Genomic DNA, 17,412 nt, shown 5'->3' on the forward strand with positions numbered 1-17,412 from the left:
GAGGCTAAGCTGAGACCCGTTTATGTTTGATGGTGTCGATACCCATCTAGACCTTGTAGAGAAGGTTAAAAAAGCGAGGAGAGGGGGGAGACTGTGTTAAACGAAATCACCACTTGCCAACACATTGTTAAATATAATGGGTATTCCTTTGTCGAACAAGAGGATGACATCGCGGTGGAATCAGCATTAACCATTATTATTGATGGAGAAGAGTTTGCCACCATGGTGTGTTCGCCATCTGAGATCCAAGAATTGGTGGTGGGCTTCTTAGCCTCCGAGGGGATCATTCGCGTTTTTCAAGATATTCAATCGATTCAGGTAGATGAAGAAATGGGATTCGCATACGTGGACCTCGTAAATAAAGAAACTCACTTAAAAGAGATCCATTCCAAGAGGTTCATTGGTTCCTGTTGCGGGAAAGGGCGTCAATTTTATTTCTATAATGATGTAAAGACAGCAAAGACCATACTGACAAAGTTGACCATTACACCACACCAATGCCATGTCTTAATGAAGCAGCTGCAGGAAAGTTCAGCTCATTTTCAGAAAACGGGTGGTGTCCATAATGCCGCCTTATGTACAACGGACGGGATCGTTATAACAAGGACAGATATTGGCCGGCATAATGCACTGGATAAACTTTTTGGTTACTGCTTAATCCATGGAATTCCATTGAAGGATAAAATTATTGCTTTTAGCGGAAGAATTTCCTCAGAAGTCCTCCTCAAAGCAGCTAAGATAGGCGTAGCCATTATCCTATCAAAATCTGCACCTACTAATCTCGCCTTAGATTTAGCAGAGGATCTTGGAATTACGGCGATTGGTTTTATTAGGGGAGGAGGCTTCAATGTCTATACCCATCAGGACCGGATTCTGGGACTGGCCTAGCATAGCCCTTCATCCAACCGAAATAAAGAAAACCAGTATATATAAACTAAAGGGAGAACACCTTTCGATTTCTAGTGAAGGTGTTCTCTCTTTCTCTATCTATATTCATCAAAATTCTATCTTAGATAACTTAGTAAAATTTGGTCAATTATTATTAAATAAATAGCATTTTGTCTCCAAAAAGAACGGTAATGGAGCAGAAGAATCGTCCCCATGCTTCACCCATGCTTCCATCTTCTTTTTAAAAGAACTTTTCTAGATATAGCGATTATGGTAAACTAACTAAGTCTATTATGACTTTTGTAATAGATATAATAATTTTTTGTAAATCCAAAACATCAAAGTAGGTACTAAAATTTCTCTCAATAGATTTTATTTTACAAAAATTAACTCAATCTGGCTTACATATATTAAAGATCAATTAATTGGTCATTTATTTTTTGAATTTTTAATTTTTCTAATCTTCATTTTTTTGTATATTAATACTATAAAGTTTTTTCATTATTCATTTTATAAGTAAATTATATCCAAATAAAAATACATTTGTAGAAACCAGGAGAATGAAGTCTATATGAAATTTAGAACAAAGCTTTATGGTGGATTAGTCCTTATCTTACTTTTTAACATTATTTTTCTAGTCACTTTATTTAAGATGATCAATCAACAGACGGTTACGATGAATTCGCTAGTTTCAGAGTTAGACGAGAGGAAGTTGATGGCTTCTACGATAGAGTTCGAGGTAGGTAACATGGGCAGAGAACTGAGTGAGATTGCCTCCATTCCACCTAATTCTGTCCTTTCTCAAGTAGTAAACGAATGGGAACAATCAAGGAACAACATTCGCTCCTCGATTGAAATGCTCGGAAAGATGGACAACCGTAAAGAAACACAAGCCTTAATTTCTAAATTTAACACGCTCTACAAAACATATGAAGAAGTCGGTAACCAAATAATTATTTTACAAAAAACCGATCAAAACGCTGATTTTGACAAGCTCATTTGGGGAGATATCAAGCGCGATCGGGCCCGGCTCCATCAGATTACTGATTTGTTGTATACCCTGCAGGAACAGGAAATGAAAGATCAACTCCTGCGGACAAAGCAAGCCTATAACCTTGAATTACGTATGATTTATATCGTTGTTGCCATTGGTTTCCTAATAGGTTTATTTGTCGCAATTTGGATCATTCGGGGTTTAACCAAAAATTTGCAGCGGGTTTCTTCTGTTATGAGCAATGTTGCACTTTATCATGGTACACAGTTTCCCCGAATTGGTGTAATGGCCAAAGACGAAATCGGGAAGATCTCCAGTGCCTATAATCGAATGGCACAAACATTAGAAGAAAAAGCGGTGCAGGAAAAAGCATTAATCGAAAAAGCCGAGGAACACAGCTGGCTTAAATCAAAAGTGGCTCAGATTACTTCTATGTATACTGCTGTCGAGGATTTTAAGACTTTGTCGCGTTTATTTATCCAAAATATCACACCGATGGTAGATGCACACTTTGGTGTTTTTTATATTAAAGAATGCAACAACGGTGAACAACGTCTGGTAAATATGGCTTCATATGCCTTTAAACATGATCCGGCTACATCAAGAAGTTTCCATCTCGGTGAGGGACTTGTAGGACAGGCTGCGGCAGAGAAGAAACCGATGATGCTCTCGGAGATTCCCGATAATTATGTAAAAATTGCTTCTGGAATTGGGGAAGCAGCGCCCAAACATCTAATGATTCTACCGGCTGAATTTGAAGGAGAGGTCTTGGCTGTTCTTGAGGTGGCTTCTTTTAAACCATTTAATGCCGTTCAACAAGCCCTTCTAAAAGAAGTCATGGCCCATATCGGCATAACCATCAACAGTGTCGGCAATCGAATGCAGGTCAAAAAATTATTACAAGATTCTCAAGCATTGACAGAAGAGCTGCAAAGCCAATCTGAAGAGCTTCAACAGCAGCAAGAGGAACTAAGAATCATGAACGAGGAGCTCGAGGTACAGTATCAAAATTCTGAGCATAAAAAAAAGGAATTGGAGAAATTCAGTAATGCTCTTGAAGAGAAAGCACAGGAACTTGCTCTTACCTCCCAATATAAATCCGAATTTCTTGCGAATATGTCGCATGAGCTTCGTACTCCTTTGAACAGTTTATTAATTCTTGCTCAAATGCTAATAGAAAAAAAGAATGAAAATTTAACCGAAAAACAATTGGAATACATCCAAACCATTTATTCATCTGGAAATGATTTGCTTCATTTGATTAATGAAATTTTAGATTTAGCAAAAGTTGAGGCTGGAAAAATGGAGGTTATTCACGGAGAAGTACCTTTGGAGAAAATTACTACCTTTGCAGAAAGATATTTTTCGCCTTTAGCTCGTCAAAAAAATTTGGAGTTTAGTATTTTCTTAGATGATGATTTACCGGAAAGCATCTACACTGATGAGCATCGACTCAATCAAATTTTGAGAAACCTTTTATCTAATGCATTTAAATTCACCGAAAAAGGGTGTATTTCCTTCCTTATCAAGAAGGTTGGTCCAAATGAATTAGACAAGCACGATTTTACTGGGCAGAATGAACCAATGCTCAGTTTTACCATTGCTGATACCGGAATTGGTATTTCAAAGGATAAACAGCAATTAATTTTTAATGCGTTTATGCAAGCGGATGGTACGACTAGCCGGAAATATGGGGGGACAGGCTTAGGTTTATCGATTAGCCGTGAGTTTGCCCACTTGCTTGGAGGCTTTATAGATTTAAGTAGTGAAGAAGGGGCTGGAAGTTCCTTCACTCTTTACTTGCCCATTCATCAATTGAACGAAAATGAAACTCAAATTCCATACCTTTTGGAAACGGCGGCTGCACTTCAAGAAGAGGAAAGCCATTCCTTTGGCGGGAGAGAGTTTCAATCGAATGGAGTAGTCGACGAAGAAACACTGGAATACTCGTTAATGAATGGGAAGAAAATTTTGATTGTAGATGATGATATGCGAAATATTTATGCCTTATCCTCTGCTCTTGAGGAATATGAAATCGAGGTTCTTTTTGCAGAAAACGGCAGAGAAGGGATCGACGCGTTACAAGAAAATCCAGATATTGATCTCATATTGATGGATATTATGATGCCGGAAATGGATGGATTTGAGGCCATGCGCAACATTCGTACAAAACCGGAATTTCAGGAGTTACCAATTATTGCATTAACGGCCAAAGCGATGAAACATAACCGTGAAGAATGTATCCAGGCTGGTGCGTCTGATTACATTAGCAAACCGATAGATTTAGATCAGCTTTACTCCCTGATACAGGTTTGGCTATATAGATAGGTGGGAATAACCATGACCAATATCGATCAACTGCAGAAAATAGAGATTGAGTTATTACTAGAAGCGATTTATCGTCATTATGGATATGATTTTCGGAACTATGCCGCTCCCTTCATTCAAAGAAGAACGTTGAATCGAATGACTGCGGAAAAGCTAAGGACTATATCCGGATTACAGGAAAAAGTTTTACACGATCCCCTTGTGATGGATAGGTTGTTTTATGATTTTTCTATTAACGTAACAGAAATGTTTCGGGATCCCTCTTTTTTCAAGGTTCTTCGAGAAAAGGTCATCCCGATTGTAAGAGAATATCCTGCGATCCGAATCTGGCATGTCGGCTGTGGTTCTGGAGAAGAAGTTTATTCGATGGCTATTTTGTTGCATGAAGAAGGCGTATTGGAAAAAACCAAGATTTATGCTACTGATATCAATCAAGTCAATTTAGAAAAAGCGAAACAAGGTTCTTTTCCCTTAGAAAAAATGAAACTTTATACCACCAACTACATTCAATCTGGGGGAGAGAAGGCTTTTTCAGAGTATTATTCGGTAAAAAATGAACAAGCTGCGTTTCATTCCTTCTTGAAAAAGAATATTGACTTTTTTCAGCACAATTTGGTTACCGATCAATCATTTAACGAGTTTCATATCATTATTTGTCGGAATGTGATGATTTATTTTAATAAAGAATTACAAAATCATGTTCATCGCTTATTTTACGAAAGTCTATTTTATTCAGGTTTTTTAGGGCTTGGAAAAAGAGAGGAGATTCGTTTTACCGATTATGCAAAATACTATGAAGTACTCCATTCAGCAGAAAGACTTTACCGAAAAAACAAATAAACCAGACACAGAAATGATTAATATATTAATGGTGGACGATCTTAAGGAAAACTTAATTGCATTGGAAGCTGTTCTCTCTTCACCCAGTTACCGTTTGGTTACGGCTAGGTCGGGGGAAGAGGCGTTAAAATGCATTTTAAAACAAGATTTCGCTGTCATTTTGCTGGATGTTCAAATGCCTGGACTCAATGGCTTTGAAACGGCAAAGCTTATTAAAGCCAGAAAAAAGTCAAAAAATATTCCGATTATCTTTATTACCGCCATCAGTCAAGATATGGAACACGTTCTCCATGGTTATTCTGTTGGGGCCATTGATTACATATTTAAACCGTTTAATCCTGAGACATTAAAACAAAAAGTAGAACAGTTTGTTAAAATCTATAAAAGTCATACGGAAAGTTTAAAACATACTGAGTGGAAAAATTCGATTGAACTTGAGGAAGTTAACCATAAATTGAATCGGACAACCGTTGATTTATATAAAACGGAGACTCTAGCAAAGGTGATGGGGGAAACATTGATGGACACGATTGTCACCTTTGATGAATCTGGGGTGATTTTATCCATCAATCCGATGGTAGGGAAAATGTTTGGTTATAACAGTGAGGAATTAATCGGGAAGCATGTAGCCACTATTCTCCCTGTGGTAAAGCAAGAGGGAGATCGGATGGCTGTATTATCCATGCATGCACTTACCAATTCTACAGTAGGGAAAATAATAGAAGGTGTTGCCTTACGGAAAGATAAAAATCGATTTCCTGTCGATATTCAAATTGGAAAAGCAACCATCGAAAACACTCCTCTTTTTGTTTGCACGATTCGTGATGTGACAGAACGGAAAGAGATAGAGAAAATAAAAAACCACCAATTCAATCTTCTAAAAAAAGTAGTGGAAGAGCGTACGTTAGATTTGTTGTCTACGAATGAGAAGCTTAAAGCGGAAATTCAGGTGCGAAAAAAGATAGCGGATGACCTATCTTTTTCCCATGAACGATTTAAGAAAATATTTGAAGCTAGTCCATGCTTAATGGCGATTCGTTCCATAAGGAATGGAAGATTTATTGATGTTAACAAAGCATGGCTCCATTATACAGGTTTTGATTATGCAACAGTAAAGAATCAAGTTTTTGACTGGGCCCTTTTTACGTGTGTGGATGGGAATAAAGTCGATTTAGTTGATCCTGAATGGAATAAGACTTTGAGCAATCTAAAAGTGACATACCAATCTAAAAACGGGGAAAGGCGTTCCGGATTGTTATCCACGGAAGTCATTGAAATACAAGACGAAGCATGCGTTCTCATCGTGGTAAATGATATTACTGAAAGAGAGAACTTAGAAAAAGAAATGTTACGTTTAGATCGATTAAATCTCATTGGAGAAATGGCGGCTGGAATTGCGCATGAAATCCGAAACCCCATGACGACTGTGCATGGATTTTTGCAAATGTGGAAAAGCAACAAACAACCGCTGGCACCTGAATTCATTGATATAATGCTGGATGAATTAAACAGAGCAAATAGCATCATTAAAGAGTTTTTAACACTGGCAAAAAATAAAGCAAGTAATAAAACAAAACAATCTTTAAATAGAATCATAGAAGCGATCCTTCCCTTAATCAATGCAGAAGCAGCCCTTGCTGGGAAAAGTGTCCAGTATCAATCGGAGCCATGTCCTGAACTTTTCTTAGATGAAAAAGAAATTCGGCAGCTTTTCTTGAATCTTGCCTTAAATGGACTTGAGGCGATGGATATGGGCGGGACTCTTATCGTTAGAACCTACAGTGAAGAAGAAGAGGTTATTTTAGAGGTGAAGGATTGTGGAAAAGGAATAAATCCAGACAATCTTGACAAAATTGGCACTCCATTTTTTACGACAAAAGACCAGGGGACGGGAATGGGGCTAGCTGTTTGTTATAGTATCGCCGACCGGCATCAGGCGAAAATCAAGGTTCAGACAGGGCATGAAGGAACAAGTTTTTCTATTTGTTTTAATCGTTTTTTAGATGAAAGTCTATACTTGAATGGTGAGAAACAGTGAAGAAAAAGAGTTTGATCCTAGTTGTTTCTGCAGTTTTTATCTGTGGTTTATTGGGTTATTTTTACATAGCATTAGCGGCAGAAAAGCCGACCGTTGCTGTGGTGTTGAAAGATACAAAGTCGGAGTATTGGTCGATCATTGTCTCTGGAATTGAAAAGGGAATGACCAATTTTGGAGTAAAGGCAAAAATTTATGCTCCCAGTCAAAATAATGAAGATCAACTCGCTCTTTTGTACAGGGTATTAAAGGAAAAACCGGACGCACTTATATTCTCTCCGCGAAATCCTGCAGAATCTGTACCGATATTAGAGGAATTTAAAAAGAAAAATATCCCAGTCCTGCTAGTGGATACGGGGGTCGATTGGTCTGGTCAAACATCCTTTATTGGAACAGATAACCCTTCATTAGGTGAAAAAGCCGGAGAGGTATTATCTTCGATGCTGCAGCCGGGAGACAAGGTCGCCCTTATTGGCAAGATTTCAAAAGATAACGTAAGTGAGGACCGGATTCAAGGGGCAAAAGATGCTTTGCATACAGTTGGAATTGACACGGTCGAAGGGTATATACTCGTAGATGATGACAATGCCAAGGTTAAGCCTGTCATTGATGAATTAATGAAGAGTAATGCTGATATCAAAGGTGTTTTTGCCTCTGATGACGGGATGGCGTTAGAAGTCATTAAGTATCTTAACCAGAAAAAATTAAACCTTCCAGTCGTAGGCGCAGACGGAATTATCGAAATGCTGAAATATGTTGAAAAAGGAACGTTAAAAGGCTCAGTTGCGCAGAATCCATATGACATGGGCTATATCAGTGTGGAAAATGCCTTAAAAGCGATAAAAGGGCAAAGAGTAGAAAAAAGTATTAACAGTGACGTCGATATTATTACACATGATAATGCTAAAAGCAAAATAGAGTTTTTAGAGGGATTAAATAACTAGACGGTTAAAACATTCATCTTATAACATCGAAAAGAGCCAAATAGCCCCCATTCTCATTCAGAGTGGGGACTATTTGGCGTTCAATTCTTCATAACTTTTAGAATTGAAATAGATGGAATGGATAACTTAAGGAAGTACGGGTTATAAAATTTGGAGTGAATACGATGAAACATCCAACATTTGAAGATATTAAGAAAGCCAGAGAAACTCTGAGGGACATTTCAATTAGGCACTGGTCCCAGGATGACCTATTTACTTGGAAGTGGTGGTTGTTGCTCGTTGCAGCTATCATTCCGTGGCTTATTTGGATCAAGTTTCATGATAAGAATAGAACTTTCGAAATCATGTGTTATGGCTTAATTTGGGCAATATTAGCATCCATTACAGATGTCATTGGGGGAGACTTGATCTTATGGGGGTATCCAGACAAGTTGTTACCAATGGTGCCTCCTTTACTTCCTGCTGATATTACAGTCATTCCAGTTTCTTTTATGTTTATTTATCAGTACGCAAAAACTTTTAAAACATACTTGTTGCTCTCCTTAATACTATCTGCAATCTTCGGGTATATCATTGAATTCCTATTTATAAAAATCGGGATGTTTGCTTTACATAAGTGGACACATACCTACTCATTTATTGGCTTTTTTATACTATCTCTAGTGGTATATACATTAATAAAAAAACTTACGCCTAATGATAAAATAAAAGAATAGAAAAAGTAAAAAGCTAAGCCACTAACCAGCTCGGGTCTGTAGTGGCTTAGCTTTTCTTGTTCCCATTATTTTTATTTTAAATTGTGAGAGGAAATTATCAGTACCTTCAGATGTTAAGTTAAAATGTTTGTATCTATCATGATTTTAGTGATAATTATAAATAGGCCTAAATTTGCCATTGCGTATGGAAACTTTCTGGAAGAAGATGAAGTCTGCTTCTTGATGTTTAGTGAAGAGTATACAAAAAAAGGTCTAAATTGTAATGTCTCAGTTTATTTCAACAAGAAAAACTTTAGAAAGGATGAGGTGTAATGAAAAAATTAACTAGTCTAATCATTGGCCTATTATTGGTTTTTATGGCAGGATGCAGTTCAAATAACTTTGATCTAAAGCTAACTACACCCAAATCATTTACACCAGGCCAATTAACTCCCATTCAATTAAAAATCTTAGACCGTGAGGGTAAACCCGTAAAAGGTGCTAAGGTTAGTGCAAAATTGGACATGCAAGGGATGAGTCATGGAGATACTTCATTGAAGTTGCAGGAAACAGGGAATGGCGTGTATGCTGGGAAAGCTAACCTTGAGATGGAAGGGGATTATACTGCAACCATTCAAATAGATTACAACGGAGAAAAATCGCTGAGAGAAAAAAGATTTTCGATTGTTTATAACAAGGCACAATAAGTGTTAGAAAGTGCATTTTATTATAAATAAAGCAGGGGGACGGAGCCGAATAACCGTCCCCCTGCTTCTTCTTCTAAAAAGCCCGAAAATTGAAAACGTTACCACCAATTTTATTTGTTTACCTTTGAGCAAGGTTCAGGTTATAATGAAGCTTATTAATTTAGGATATCGAAATATTTTTAGAAAGGCGATGGACATTGATTAAACCTAGTGGAAAAAAACGAATACAGCTTGCTATACTCTTAGGATCACTTGGACTGTTAGGGCCTTTTACAATCGATACGTATTTACCGTCTTTTCCAACGATTGTAAATGATTTTGGTACTTCGGCTTCACTCGTACAAATTAGTTTAACCTCCTGTTTATTAGGTCTTGGATTAGGGCAATTGTTTATTGGTCCTATGAGTGATGTGAAGGGACGCCGACAACCCTTGCTAATCTTTATCAACTTGTACTTACTTGCTTCTATAACATGCGCGTTAGCGCCCAATATCTATTTCCTTATTATCGCTCGATTAGTCCAGGGCTTTGCTGCTGCTGGCGGACTTGTCATTTCAAGAGCAATTGTTCGAGATCTTTTTAGCGGAAGGGAACTGACCAAGTTCTTTACGATGATGGTGTTAGTGGGTAACCTTGGACCGATCGTTGCACCGATTGCTGGAGGAGGGATTCTTGCTTTTACCAATTGGCATGGGGTTTTTATTGCGTTGGCTATAATAGGTGCAGTGTTGCTCATTACTGTTGCTTTAAAATTAGAAGAAACTCTGCCGACAGAAAAGCGTGTTCCAAGCAATTTACCACAAATCATGAACAACTTTGGTTCTTTATTCAAAGATCGGACGTTCATGGGGTACGCACTAACGCAAGGTTTTACTACTGCAGGAATCTTTGCCTATGTATCTGGGATTCCGTTTGTCTATCAGAATATTTACCAAGTTACACCGCAGCAATTTAGTTTATTATTCGGAACAAATGGATTAGCATTAATTATTGGAAGTCAGTTAGTCGGCCGCTTGGCTGACATCATATCGGAGCGGACTTTCTTAAAGATCGGGTTAGCCATCTCATCCATAGCGGGTGCATGGTTACTCGTTGCTTTGTTATTAAAAGCTCCGCTTTTCGCCGTCGCGATTCCGATCTTCTTTTTTGTAGGTTCCATCAGTATTATTGGGACCACGTCTTTTGCTTTAGCCATTGAAACCCAAGGACATATTGCAGGCAGTGCCTCTGCCTTATTAGGGTTATTGCCATTTGTACTAGGCTCATTAACGGCTCCACTTGTGGGAATAGCAGGGGCGTATACAGGCGTTCCTATGGGCGTCATCATCTTTTGCTCAAGTTTTCTTGCTTTCCTATCCTATTTTGTATTGGTTCGGAAATCTTCGCTTGGGATACAAATTTCTAATGATCAGTGTTCTGTAAAGAAACCCAGTATCTAAAAATATAAATTTAAGGAGAACACATTTCGATAACTACCGAATGTGTTCTCCTTTATTTATCTACTATTAATCTTAATAAGAACATATAGTTTAGGATTTTTCCTTTCAATATATTTTTATCTAAGGTTAATCCGTATATCTAACACCTTTTAAGATCATATTGACCTTTAATTTAGTATCTAGGACAATATTTTTTCGGAATTCTTTTGCCTTTTTGAAGGCATCCATCATTCCTTATGCTAAAATCTTAATTTCTCTAGTACCGACGGGTTCTTCTAGTAGAAAAATATATTCTTTCATGCTGTTTCACCTCTCAAGTTGTAATTTTAATATAATTATATACGAATTTGAAAGCGATTACCACCATTATTTGTGAACGTTTTCAAACAATTAATAGGATAAGGTAGAATGATTTACTGGTAGATGCGTGAAATGGTGACGAAGCAGAAGAACCGTCCCCCTGCTTCGCTGAAATGTCGCTTTCAAAGCGACCATTTCCTATCGGATGAGTGTTATCTTTTGTTTATCAAAGGACGGAGGATGATCTCATGAAAAGAAATCTAACTGAATTAGTATTTATTTTGGATAAAAGCGGCTCTATGGCAGGGCTTGAGGCAGATACCATAGGAGGTTTTAATGCTATGCTCAAGAAACAGCAAAAAGCGGAAGGAGAAGCCCTTGTAACGACGGTATTGTTCGATCATCGATACGAATTGTTACATGACCGAATTAATGTAAAGGGCATTTCTCCTCTTACTGAAAAAGATTATGAAGTAGGAGGTACCACTGCGTTATTAGATGCGATTGGATTCACCATTCAAAAAATCGTAAATGTACAAAAAAGAACGAGTGAGGAAGAACGGGCAGAAAAAGTATTGTTCGTAATTACAACCGATGGGATGGAAAATGCCAGCAAGGAATTTACTGCGGACAAAATAAAAAAAATGGTTCAACACCAAAAAAAGAAATATGAATGGCAATTTCTGTTCCTTGGAGCCAATATCAATGCGATCTCAACCGCTGCACGTTTTGGAATCGATGAAGACCATGCTGTTGATTACCATGCCGACGAAATCGGAACGGAATTAAATTATGAAGCGGTAAATGAAGCTGTTAGCAGTCTGCGAAGCGGCAAAAAGATTGACCGAAACTGGAAAAAAGGAATCGAGAGAGATTACACTCAGCGTTTGAGGAATAAATAAATTTTTAAACTTGATACTGCTTCTTTTTTTTCGAAAAACTGTTGGTGGTTGATCAATCTAGCATTTGTTAAAAATACAAGGTCAAGAGTGGATACTCCTGACCTTAATGTTATTTAATCATTAAACAAAGACGTATGTCCCTGAGTGTCATGATTTAATTTCTAAATTCATTTAATCTTTCATACGTTTCAAGTAAGAAATTATAAAACAATTCTTCGGTTGGGAGTAATTTGCGTTGTGTCGGGTAGATGACACCGACAGTTCGTGTGAGATTCGCATCATTTAGGGGAATCACGACGGTAGACCGCGGTGTATTATCGATCAAGGTTGTCTCTGGCATCAATGCAACCCCTAATCCTGAAGAGACTAACCCTTTTAATGCATCAATATCTTTTCCTTCAAATGCGACTTGTGGTGAAAAACCTGCATCCTTACAAGCTTGAACAACTTGTTCGCGAAATTTAAACCCTTCAGGCAGGACACAGAATGGGTCATCCTTTAAGTCCCGTAATCTAATCGATTTCCGATCAGCTAATGGATGATGAAAAGGGATGAGTGCCACAATAGTTTCTATGAAAAGGGTCGATCCTTTAATTTTTTTCTCTTTATCCTGGTTGACCATGGGGGCAACCAGGGCCAAATTAAATTCCCCATTTACCACACCATCTATTAAATCATGATAAAGACCATTGTTCATCTGAAATTTAGCTTCTGGGTACCGAAGACGAAATGCATAGATGATGGAGGGCATTGTATGAGCCGCCATGCTAATAGGAAATGCAATACGAACAGTCCCTTTTTCAGGATCTAAATATTCTTCTACTTCTCTCTTGGCGTCCTCCATCATATTCCACACTTGTTTCATCCGTTCATAAAAAATTCTGCCAAGAGGGGTTAATTTGACTCTTCTTCCCTCACGAATAAAAAGCGCTACCCCTAATTCTTCTTCTAAATTAAAAATTTGTCTGCTCACGGAAGATTGGGCAACATGCAAGGCATCTGCTGCTTCTGTTACATGTTCTCTCTTTGCGACTTCTAGGAAATATTGAATTTGCCTCGTCTCCATCTTTTTATCACTCCAATTAATGCGTTTAATGCATTGATTTCATCTAAAATGAATATTGAAACTATCAATTATAAAATTATAAAATGAAAACACATTTAAGAAAAGAAATTTTCTCAACTTTAAAATAATTAGGGGCTGAATGTTATGAAAGTGCTGGAAGAAGTAGAAATGAATCAAATGCAAATCGTGAAAAATCACGTAAATCGTTTATTTGAACAGGTTCAAATGCGTAACCCAAATGAGTGGGAATTCCAGCAGGCGGTTAAAGAAGTCCTTGATTCTCTAGTACCTGTCCTTGTGAAAAATCCACTATATATAAAACAAGCCGTTCTAGAAAGAATCATCGAGCCAGAGCGATTGATTTCCTTCAGAGTTCCATGGGTGGATGATAACGGGAATATAAAAGTGAATCGTGGATATCGTGTCCAGTTTAATAGTGCTATCGGACCCTATAAGGGGGGACTACGATTTCACCCTTCTGTTAACACAAGTATTATCAAATTTCTCGGGTTTGAGCAAATTTTTAAAAACTCCTTAACAGGTCAGCCAATTGGCGGTGGAAAAGGCGGATCTGATTTTGATCCAAAGGGTAAATCTGATATGGAAATTATGCGTTTTTGTCAGAGCTTTATGACAGAACTTAGTAGACATATCGGGCCAGACATCGATGTTCCCGCCGGTGATATAGGAGTAGGTGCTAGAGAAATCGGTTATATGTTCGGGCAATATAAAAAATTAAAAGCAGCTTATGAAGCAGGTGTTCTAACGGGAAAAGGGATTGGGTATGGAGGAAGCTTAATCCGGAAAGAAGCGACAGGATATGGATTAGTATACTTTGTAGATGAAATGCTGAAAGCACAGGGATTAAGCATGAATGGAAGCACTGTTGTGGTATCTGGTTCGGGTAATGTTTCGATTTATGCGATGGAAAAGGCCATCCAGTTTGGTGCAAAAGTGGTAGCATGCAGCGATTCAAGCGGCTATGTATATGATCCAAATGGAATTAACCTAGATACAGTGAAACGATTAAAAGAAGTAGAGAATAAAAGAATTTTTGAATATGTCAAAGAACATCCGGATGCAATCTATCAAGAAGGCTGTTCTGGCATCTGGGCGATCCCATGTGATATTGCATTACCATGTGCAACCCAAAATGAGATTAATAAGGAAGCGGCAGAAATGTTAGTTTCGAATGGGGTAAAGGCAGTGGGCGAAGGGGCAAATATGCCATCTACTCAAGAAGCTATAGATACTTTCATGGATCATCACATTCTATTTGCTCCTGCCAAAGCAGCAAATGCAGGCGGTGTTGCTGTCTCCGCTTTAGAAATGGCGCAAAATAGTGCACGGCTGGCTTGGACACAAGAAGAAGTCGATAGGAAATTACGAGATATTATGAAAGATATCTATAGTAAGAGTATGAAAGCATCAGAAGATTATGATGTTCCTGGGAATCTTGTTGTCGGTGCTAACATTGCTGGATTCGTAAAAGTAGCAGACGCTATGATCGCACAGGGAGTTATTTAATTATTGTATCCATCAGATTTTCTGGAATTTATGTTACAGTCTACACCAACCAGAGTAAGCGTTAAAGTTCGGGGCCACTTTTAGTGGCTCTTTTTGTCATTTAGGCAATTATAAATTTTCGCTTGTGGATAACTGCTAACAAAAGGACTGTCGACGTCCANNAAGGCAAAGAACGCCTTCTTTCCCTGAGCGTCTTATGCTTGTCGGGGCTGTTCAAGGCGCTTGGGCTTTTGTCTTATTCAAGTCACAATGCAGGTTAGTTATTCTTGAAAAACTACCAATTCTTGAAGAAAAAAAGAAAAAATACAAAAGTCGACAAATGATCATCATTTTAAAGTATAATATGGAATTATTAGTAATATAAGGTCCTTTCTTAAAGCATTGTATTTATATGGAACAATCATAAACATACAGACTATTATGATTGTCCTTATATTGCAGCTTTCAGATAAAGATCAGAATATGAAAGGTTACGAAGATGAGTTTATTAAAGGATTTTTTGCTGCAACTAACGTTAATGGTAATACCGATATTTATTTATTTTACCTTTATTACGGAGAGGGTAAAGCGTAGTAAAAATAGAACCCTAATAATGTCCGTTTTGTGGGGAATATCTATTATACTTTGCATGTCCTTTCCGGTGAATTTTGGCCAAAATGCTCGTTTGGAACTAAGAATTATTCCTCTCTTATTCGGGACACTGTACGGCGGATTTTGGCCTGGAATCATCCTATCAGCCCTTATCATCCTTTATAGACTATACTTTGGAATAAGTTTAGGATTCTATAATACTGTTCTTGTCTTAGTGTTCTCACTGCCTGTCATATTGCTTTTTCAAAGCACGTTTGCAAGTTCGAAAAAAGATAAAAGGGTTAAAATTGCCGTTAGTCTTGCCTTTTATTACTGTGCTATTGGCCTTACTTTTTCTGGCTTTCTAAGAGGTTTTTCCATCGATCATCTGAAAGTGCAGATCATTCATCTTTTCTTTGTAGTGGTAGTAACTTGGTTCTTGACTATGTTAAATGAAACAATCGGGGAGATCCATAAACTGCGATTAGAGATGCAAAAATCGGAGAAATTACGGGTGATAAGTGAGTTAACAAGTGTTTTTGCTCATGAAATTAGAAATCCGATGCAAGTAACTCGTGGCTTTTTACAGCTTTTGAACGAACCTGATTTGTCTAAGGAAAAGAAAGAATATATCCAAATATCCATTGAAGAATTAGATCGTGCCAATGAAATTATTAGTGATTTTTTATCTTTTGGAAAACCCACCATAGATAGTAACGAAAGAATCAATGTAGGTTATCAATTGCATCGTGTAGTTAATATTATTAAAGGTTACTCCCTGAACCATAGTGTTGAAATTAAAACGGATTTTCTTGAGAACTGTTGGATTTATGCGAACCCTCAAAAATTGAATCAGTTTTTGATTAATATATTGAAAAATGCGATAGAGTCAATGCCGAATGGTGGAATTGTTTGGGTGACCTGTACTTCAACAGATGATGGTTATATAAAGATTACCATTAAAGACCAAGGAATTGGTATGACAAAAAAGCAAATTGAAAGGCTTGGATCTCCGTTTTATTCTTTAAAGGAAAGTGGAACAGGACTAGGAATGATGGTAAGTTTTCAAATTGTCCGTTCTTTCAAAGGTAAAATACAAGTGAACAGTGAAAAGGATATGGGGACAGAGTTTATTATTCTCTTACCCCAGATAACCTAAAGATTAACCCAATAAAATTGAAAGAGCCACTTAAGGCTCTTTTTCTTTTATGAGCAAATTCGGTATTACTTCCTATTACCAGAATTTCTTTATTGCTAATACAAATAGAAAATAGTTAAGCTGGCTGCTTTTCGTTTCTGTTTGAGCGTGCTTCCTTTTTCTTTGATTTAGATCTCTTTGATTTAGACACTCTAAAGAAAAGTATCAATCCCGCATTAAACAGTAGAGTCCATACAAGTGCGAATTGATTACCACTAAAATATATTCCTAAAACAGGGATCAACAGTAATACGATGCTTTTCAGATAATAATTTACTTTAGGATTAATGACCATCAAAGCTGATACCATAACAAGTACTGAAGTTATGATGTTATTTCCGAAAAAGGAATGATTAGGATAATTTACATAGAAGTAATACCCAAATGAGCCTAAAATGGCAAATATGGAAAGATAAAATCTTATAAATGAACTTTTATAAAACAGAATCCAAACTGCAATAAAATTAATTCCTACACATATTCCAACTACAAATAATGTATGCGTAAAATTACTAATAGGATCTTTCATAAAGTTCAAAATGAATTTGAAGTTGAAACAAACAGCTCCAACTATGAAAATCTTAAAGACTAGATTTACCCAGAACATTTCCACTTTCTTTTTCTTTTTTGACGAACGGAATCTGGTTGGCGTGTATATTTCCGCCTCGCTCTCTTCATCGGCTTTTTTCTTTTTTCTGCTCAAAAACCATTGTTTAAATCCGCTTTCTTCTTGTTCCCTTTCTGCTTCTAGACTAGTAGAGGAATCTCTTTCTTTATATTCTTCATCATAATCTTTTTCTACTTGTTGGTCTGACTCTGAATTAACAAACAATTCGTATTCACCTCAAATATTTTTTTACCATTATATCTTATTTCAGTATAAATAGTGATTTTTAAGCAACTTTTAATATAACATTTCCTGTGTGGGGAAAGGCTCATTTATTTCCTATAATGCAGTCGTCACAAATGGGGTTCGAAT

At 37.2% G+C, this 17,412-nt stretch carries 13 protein-coding genes; 11 read left to right on the forward strand and 2 right to left on the reverse strand.

Going from position 1 to position 17,412, the window contains the following annotated elements; all coding sequences use genetic code 11:
- Nucleotides 1-93 precede the first annotated feature (93 nt).
- From fdhD to COD92_RS18400, 9 genes are all read left to right on the forward strand, one after another.
- Nucleotides 94-888 (forward strand): formate dehydrogenase accessory sulfurtransferase FdhD, encoded by a 795-nt coding sequence (fdhD, locus tag COD92_RS18350; RefSeq protein ID WP_098527220.1) that lies wholly within the window; start codon nucleotides 94-96, stop codon nucleotides 886-888.
- Nucleotides 889-1,459: 571 nt separating this feature from the next.
- Nucleotides 1,460-4,210 (forward strand): response regulator, encoded by a 2,751-nt coding sequence (locus COD92_RS18355; protein ID WP_098527221.1) that lies wholly within the window; start codon nucleotides 1,460-1,462, stop codon nucleotides 4,208-4,210.
- 12 nt (nucleotides 4,211-4,222) lie between these two features.
- Complete coding sequence (locus tag COD92_RS18360; RefSeq protein ID WP_098527222.1) at nucleotides 4,223-5,050, forward strand: CheR family methyltransferase; 828 nt, start codon at nucleotides 4,223-4,225, stop codon at nucleotides 5,048-5,050.
- Nucleotides 4,992-7,088: a PAS domain S-box protein gene (locus COD92_RS18365; protein WP_255295282.1), complete on the forward strand. Its 2,097-nt coding sequence runs from the start codon at nucleotides 4,992-4,994 to the stop codon at nucleotides 7,086-7,088. Before COD92_RS18360 ends, COD92_RS18365 begins: the two co-directional genes overlap by 59 nt.
- Nucleotides 7,085-8,029, forward strand: a complete 945-nt coding sequence (locus tag COD92_RS18370) for a sugar ABC transporter substrate-binding protein (protein ID WP_098527224.1) — start codon at nucleotides 7,085-7,087, stop codon at nucleotides 8,027-8,029. The genes COD92_RS18365 and COD92_RS18370 overlap by 4 nt, the downstream gene beginning before the upstream one ends.
- Nucleotides 8,030-8,193: 164 nt before the next feature.
- Nucleotides 8,194-8,745: a CBO0543 family protein gene (locus tag COD92_RS18375; protein WP_098527225.1), complete on the forward strand. Its 552-nt coding sequence runs from the start codon at nucleotides 8,194-8,196 to the stop codon at nucleotides 8,743-8,745.
- A 311-nt stretch (nucleotides 8,746-9,056) separates the two neighbouring features.
- On the forward strand, nucleotides 9,057-9,431 hold the full coding sequence (locus COD92_RS18385; RefSeq protein ID WP_098527227.1) for a FixH family protein: 375 nt from the start codon (nucleotides 9,057-9,059) through the stop codon (nucleotides 9,429-9,431).
- Nucleotides 9,432-9,631: 200 nt separating this feature from the next.
- A complete protein-coding gene (locus COD92_RS18395) occupies nucleotides 9,632-10,870 on the forward strand; it encodes a Bcr/CflA family multidrug efflux MFS transporter (RefSeq protein WP_480254358.1) in 1,239 nt (412 codons plus the stop codon).
- Nucleotides 10,871-11,418: 548 nt separating this feature from the next.
- On the forward strand, nucleotides 11,419-12,072 hold the full coding sequence (locus COD92_RS18400; protein WP_098527230.1) for a vWA domain-containing protein: 654 nt from the start codon (nucleotides 11,419-11,421) through the stop codon (nucleotides 12,070-12,072).
- A 154-nt stretch (nucleotides 12,073-12,226) separates the two neighbouring features.
- Here COD92_RS18400 and gltC read toward each other — a convergent pair whose 3' ends face one another.
- Nucleotides 12,227-13,138 carry a glutamate biosynthesis transcriptional regulator GltC gene (gene gltC, locus COD92_RS18405; protein ID WP_098527231.1) on the reverse strand — a complete coding sequence of 304 codons (912 nt, stop codon included), beginning with the start codon at nucleotides 13,136-13,138 and terminating at the stop codon, nucleotides 12,227-12,229.
- Nucleotides 13,139-13,282: 144 nt separating this feature from the next.
- Between gltC and gdhA the strand changes: the two genes are divergently transcribed.
- On the forward strand, nucleotides 13,283-14,665 hold the full coding sequence (gene gdhA, locus COD92_RS18410) for an NADP-specific glutamate dehydrogenase (RefSeq protein ID WP_098527232.1): 1,383 nt from the start codon (nucleotides 13,283-13,285) through the stop codon (nucleotides 14,663-14,665).
- A 517-nt stretch (nucleotides 14,666-15,182) separates the two neighbouring features.
- Nucleotides 15,183-16,394 carry an ATP-binding protein gene (locus COD92_RS18415; RefSeq protein WP_255286493.1) on the forward strand — a complete coding sequence of 404 codons (1,212 nt, stop codon included), beginning with the start codon at nucleotides 15,183-15,185 and terminating at the stop codon, nucleotides 16,392-16,394.
- 115 nt (nucleotides 16,395-16,509) lie between these two features.
- Here COD92_RS18415 and COD92_RS18420 read toward each other — a convergent pair whose 3' ends face one another.
- The gene (locus COD92_RS18420) at nucleotides 16,510-17,265 is read right to left on the reverse strand and encodes a hypothetical protein (RefSeq protein WP_098527234.1); all 756 of its coding nucleotides are present in this window, start codon (nucleotides 17,263-17,265) and stop codon (nucleotides 16,510-16,512) included.
- Nucleotides 17,266-17,412: the final 147 nt, after the last annotated feature.

The organism is Bacillus sp. AFS037270 (assembly GCF_002585305.1).

Coding starts and splice junctions, on each gene's coding strand:
- COD92_RS18355 (WP_098527221.1), top strand. CDS start 1,460: ATGAAATTTAGAACAAAGCTTTATGGTGGATTAGTCCTTATCTTACTT.
- COD92_RS18360 (WP_098527222.1), top strand. CDS start 4,223: ATGACCAATATCGATCAACTGCAGAAAATAGAGATTGAGTTATTACTA.
- COD92_RS18365 (WP_255295282.1), top strand. CDS start 4,992: ATGCAAAATACTATGAAGTACTCCATTCAGCAGAAAGACTTTACCGAA.
- COD92_RS18375 (WP_098527225.1), top strand. CDS start 8,194: ATGAAACATCCAACATTTGAAGATATTAAGAAAGCCAGAGAAACTCTG.
- COD92_RS18385 (WP_098527227.1), top strand. CDS start 9,057: ATGAAAAAATTAACTAGTCTAATCATTGGCCTATTATTGGTTTTTATG.
- COD92_RS18400 (WP_098527230.1), top strand. CDS start 11,419: ATGAAAAGAAATCTAACTGAATTAGTATTTATTTTGGATAAAAGCGGC.
- gltC (WP_098527231.1), bottom strand. CDS start 13,138: ATGGAGACGAGGCAAATTCAATATTTCCTAGAAGTCGCAAAGAGAGAA.
- gdhA (WP_098527232.1), top strand. CDS start 13,283: ATGAAAGTGCTGGAAGAAGTAGAAATGAATCAAATGCAAATCGTGAAA.
- COD92_RS18415 (WP_255286493.1), top strand. CDS start 15,183: ATGGTAATACCGATATTTATTTATTTTACCTTTATTACGGAGAGGGTA.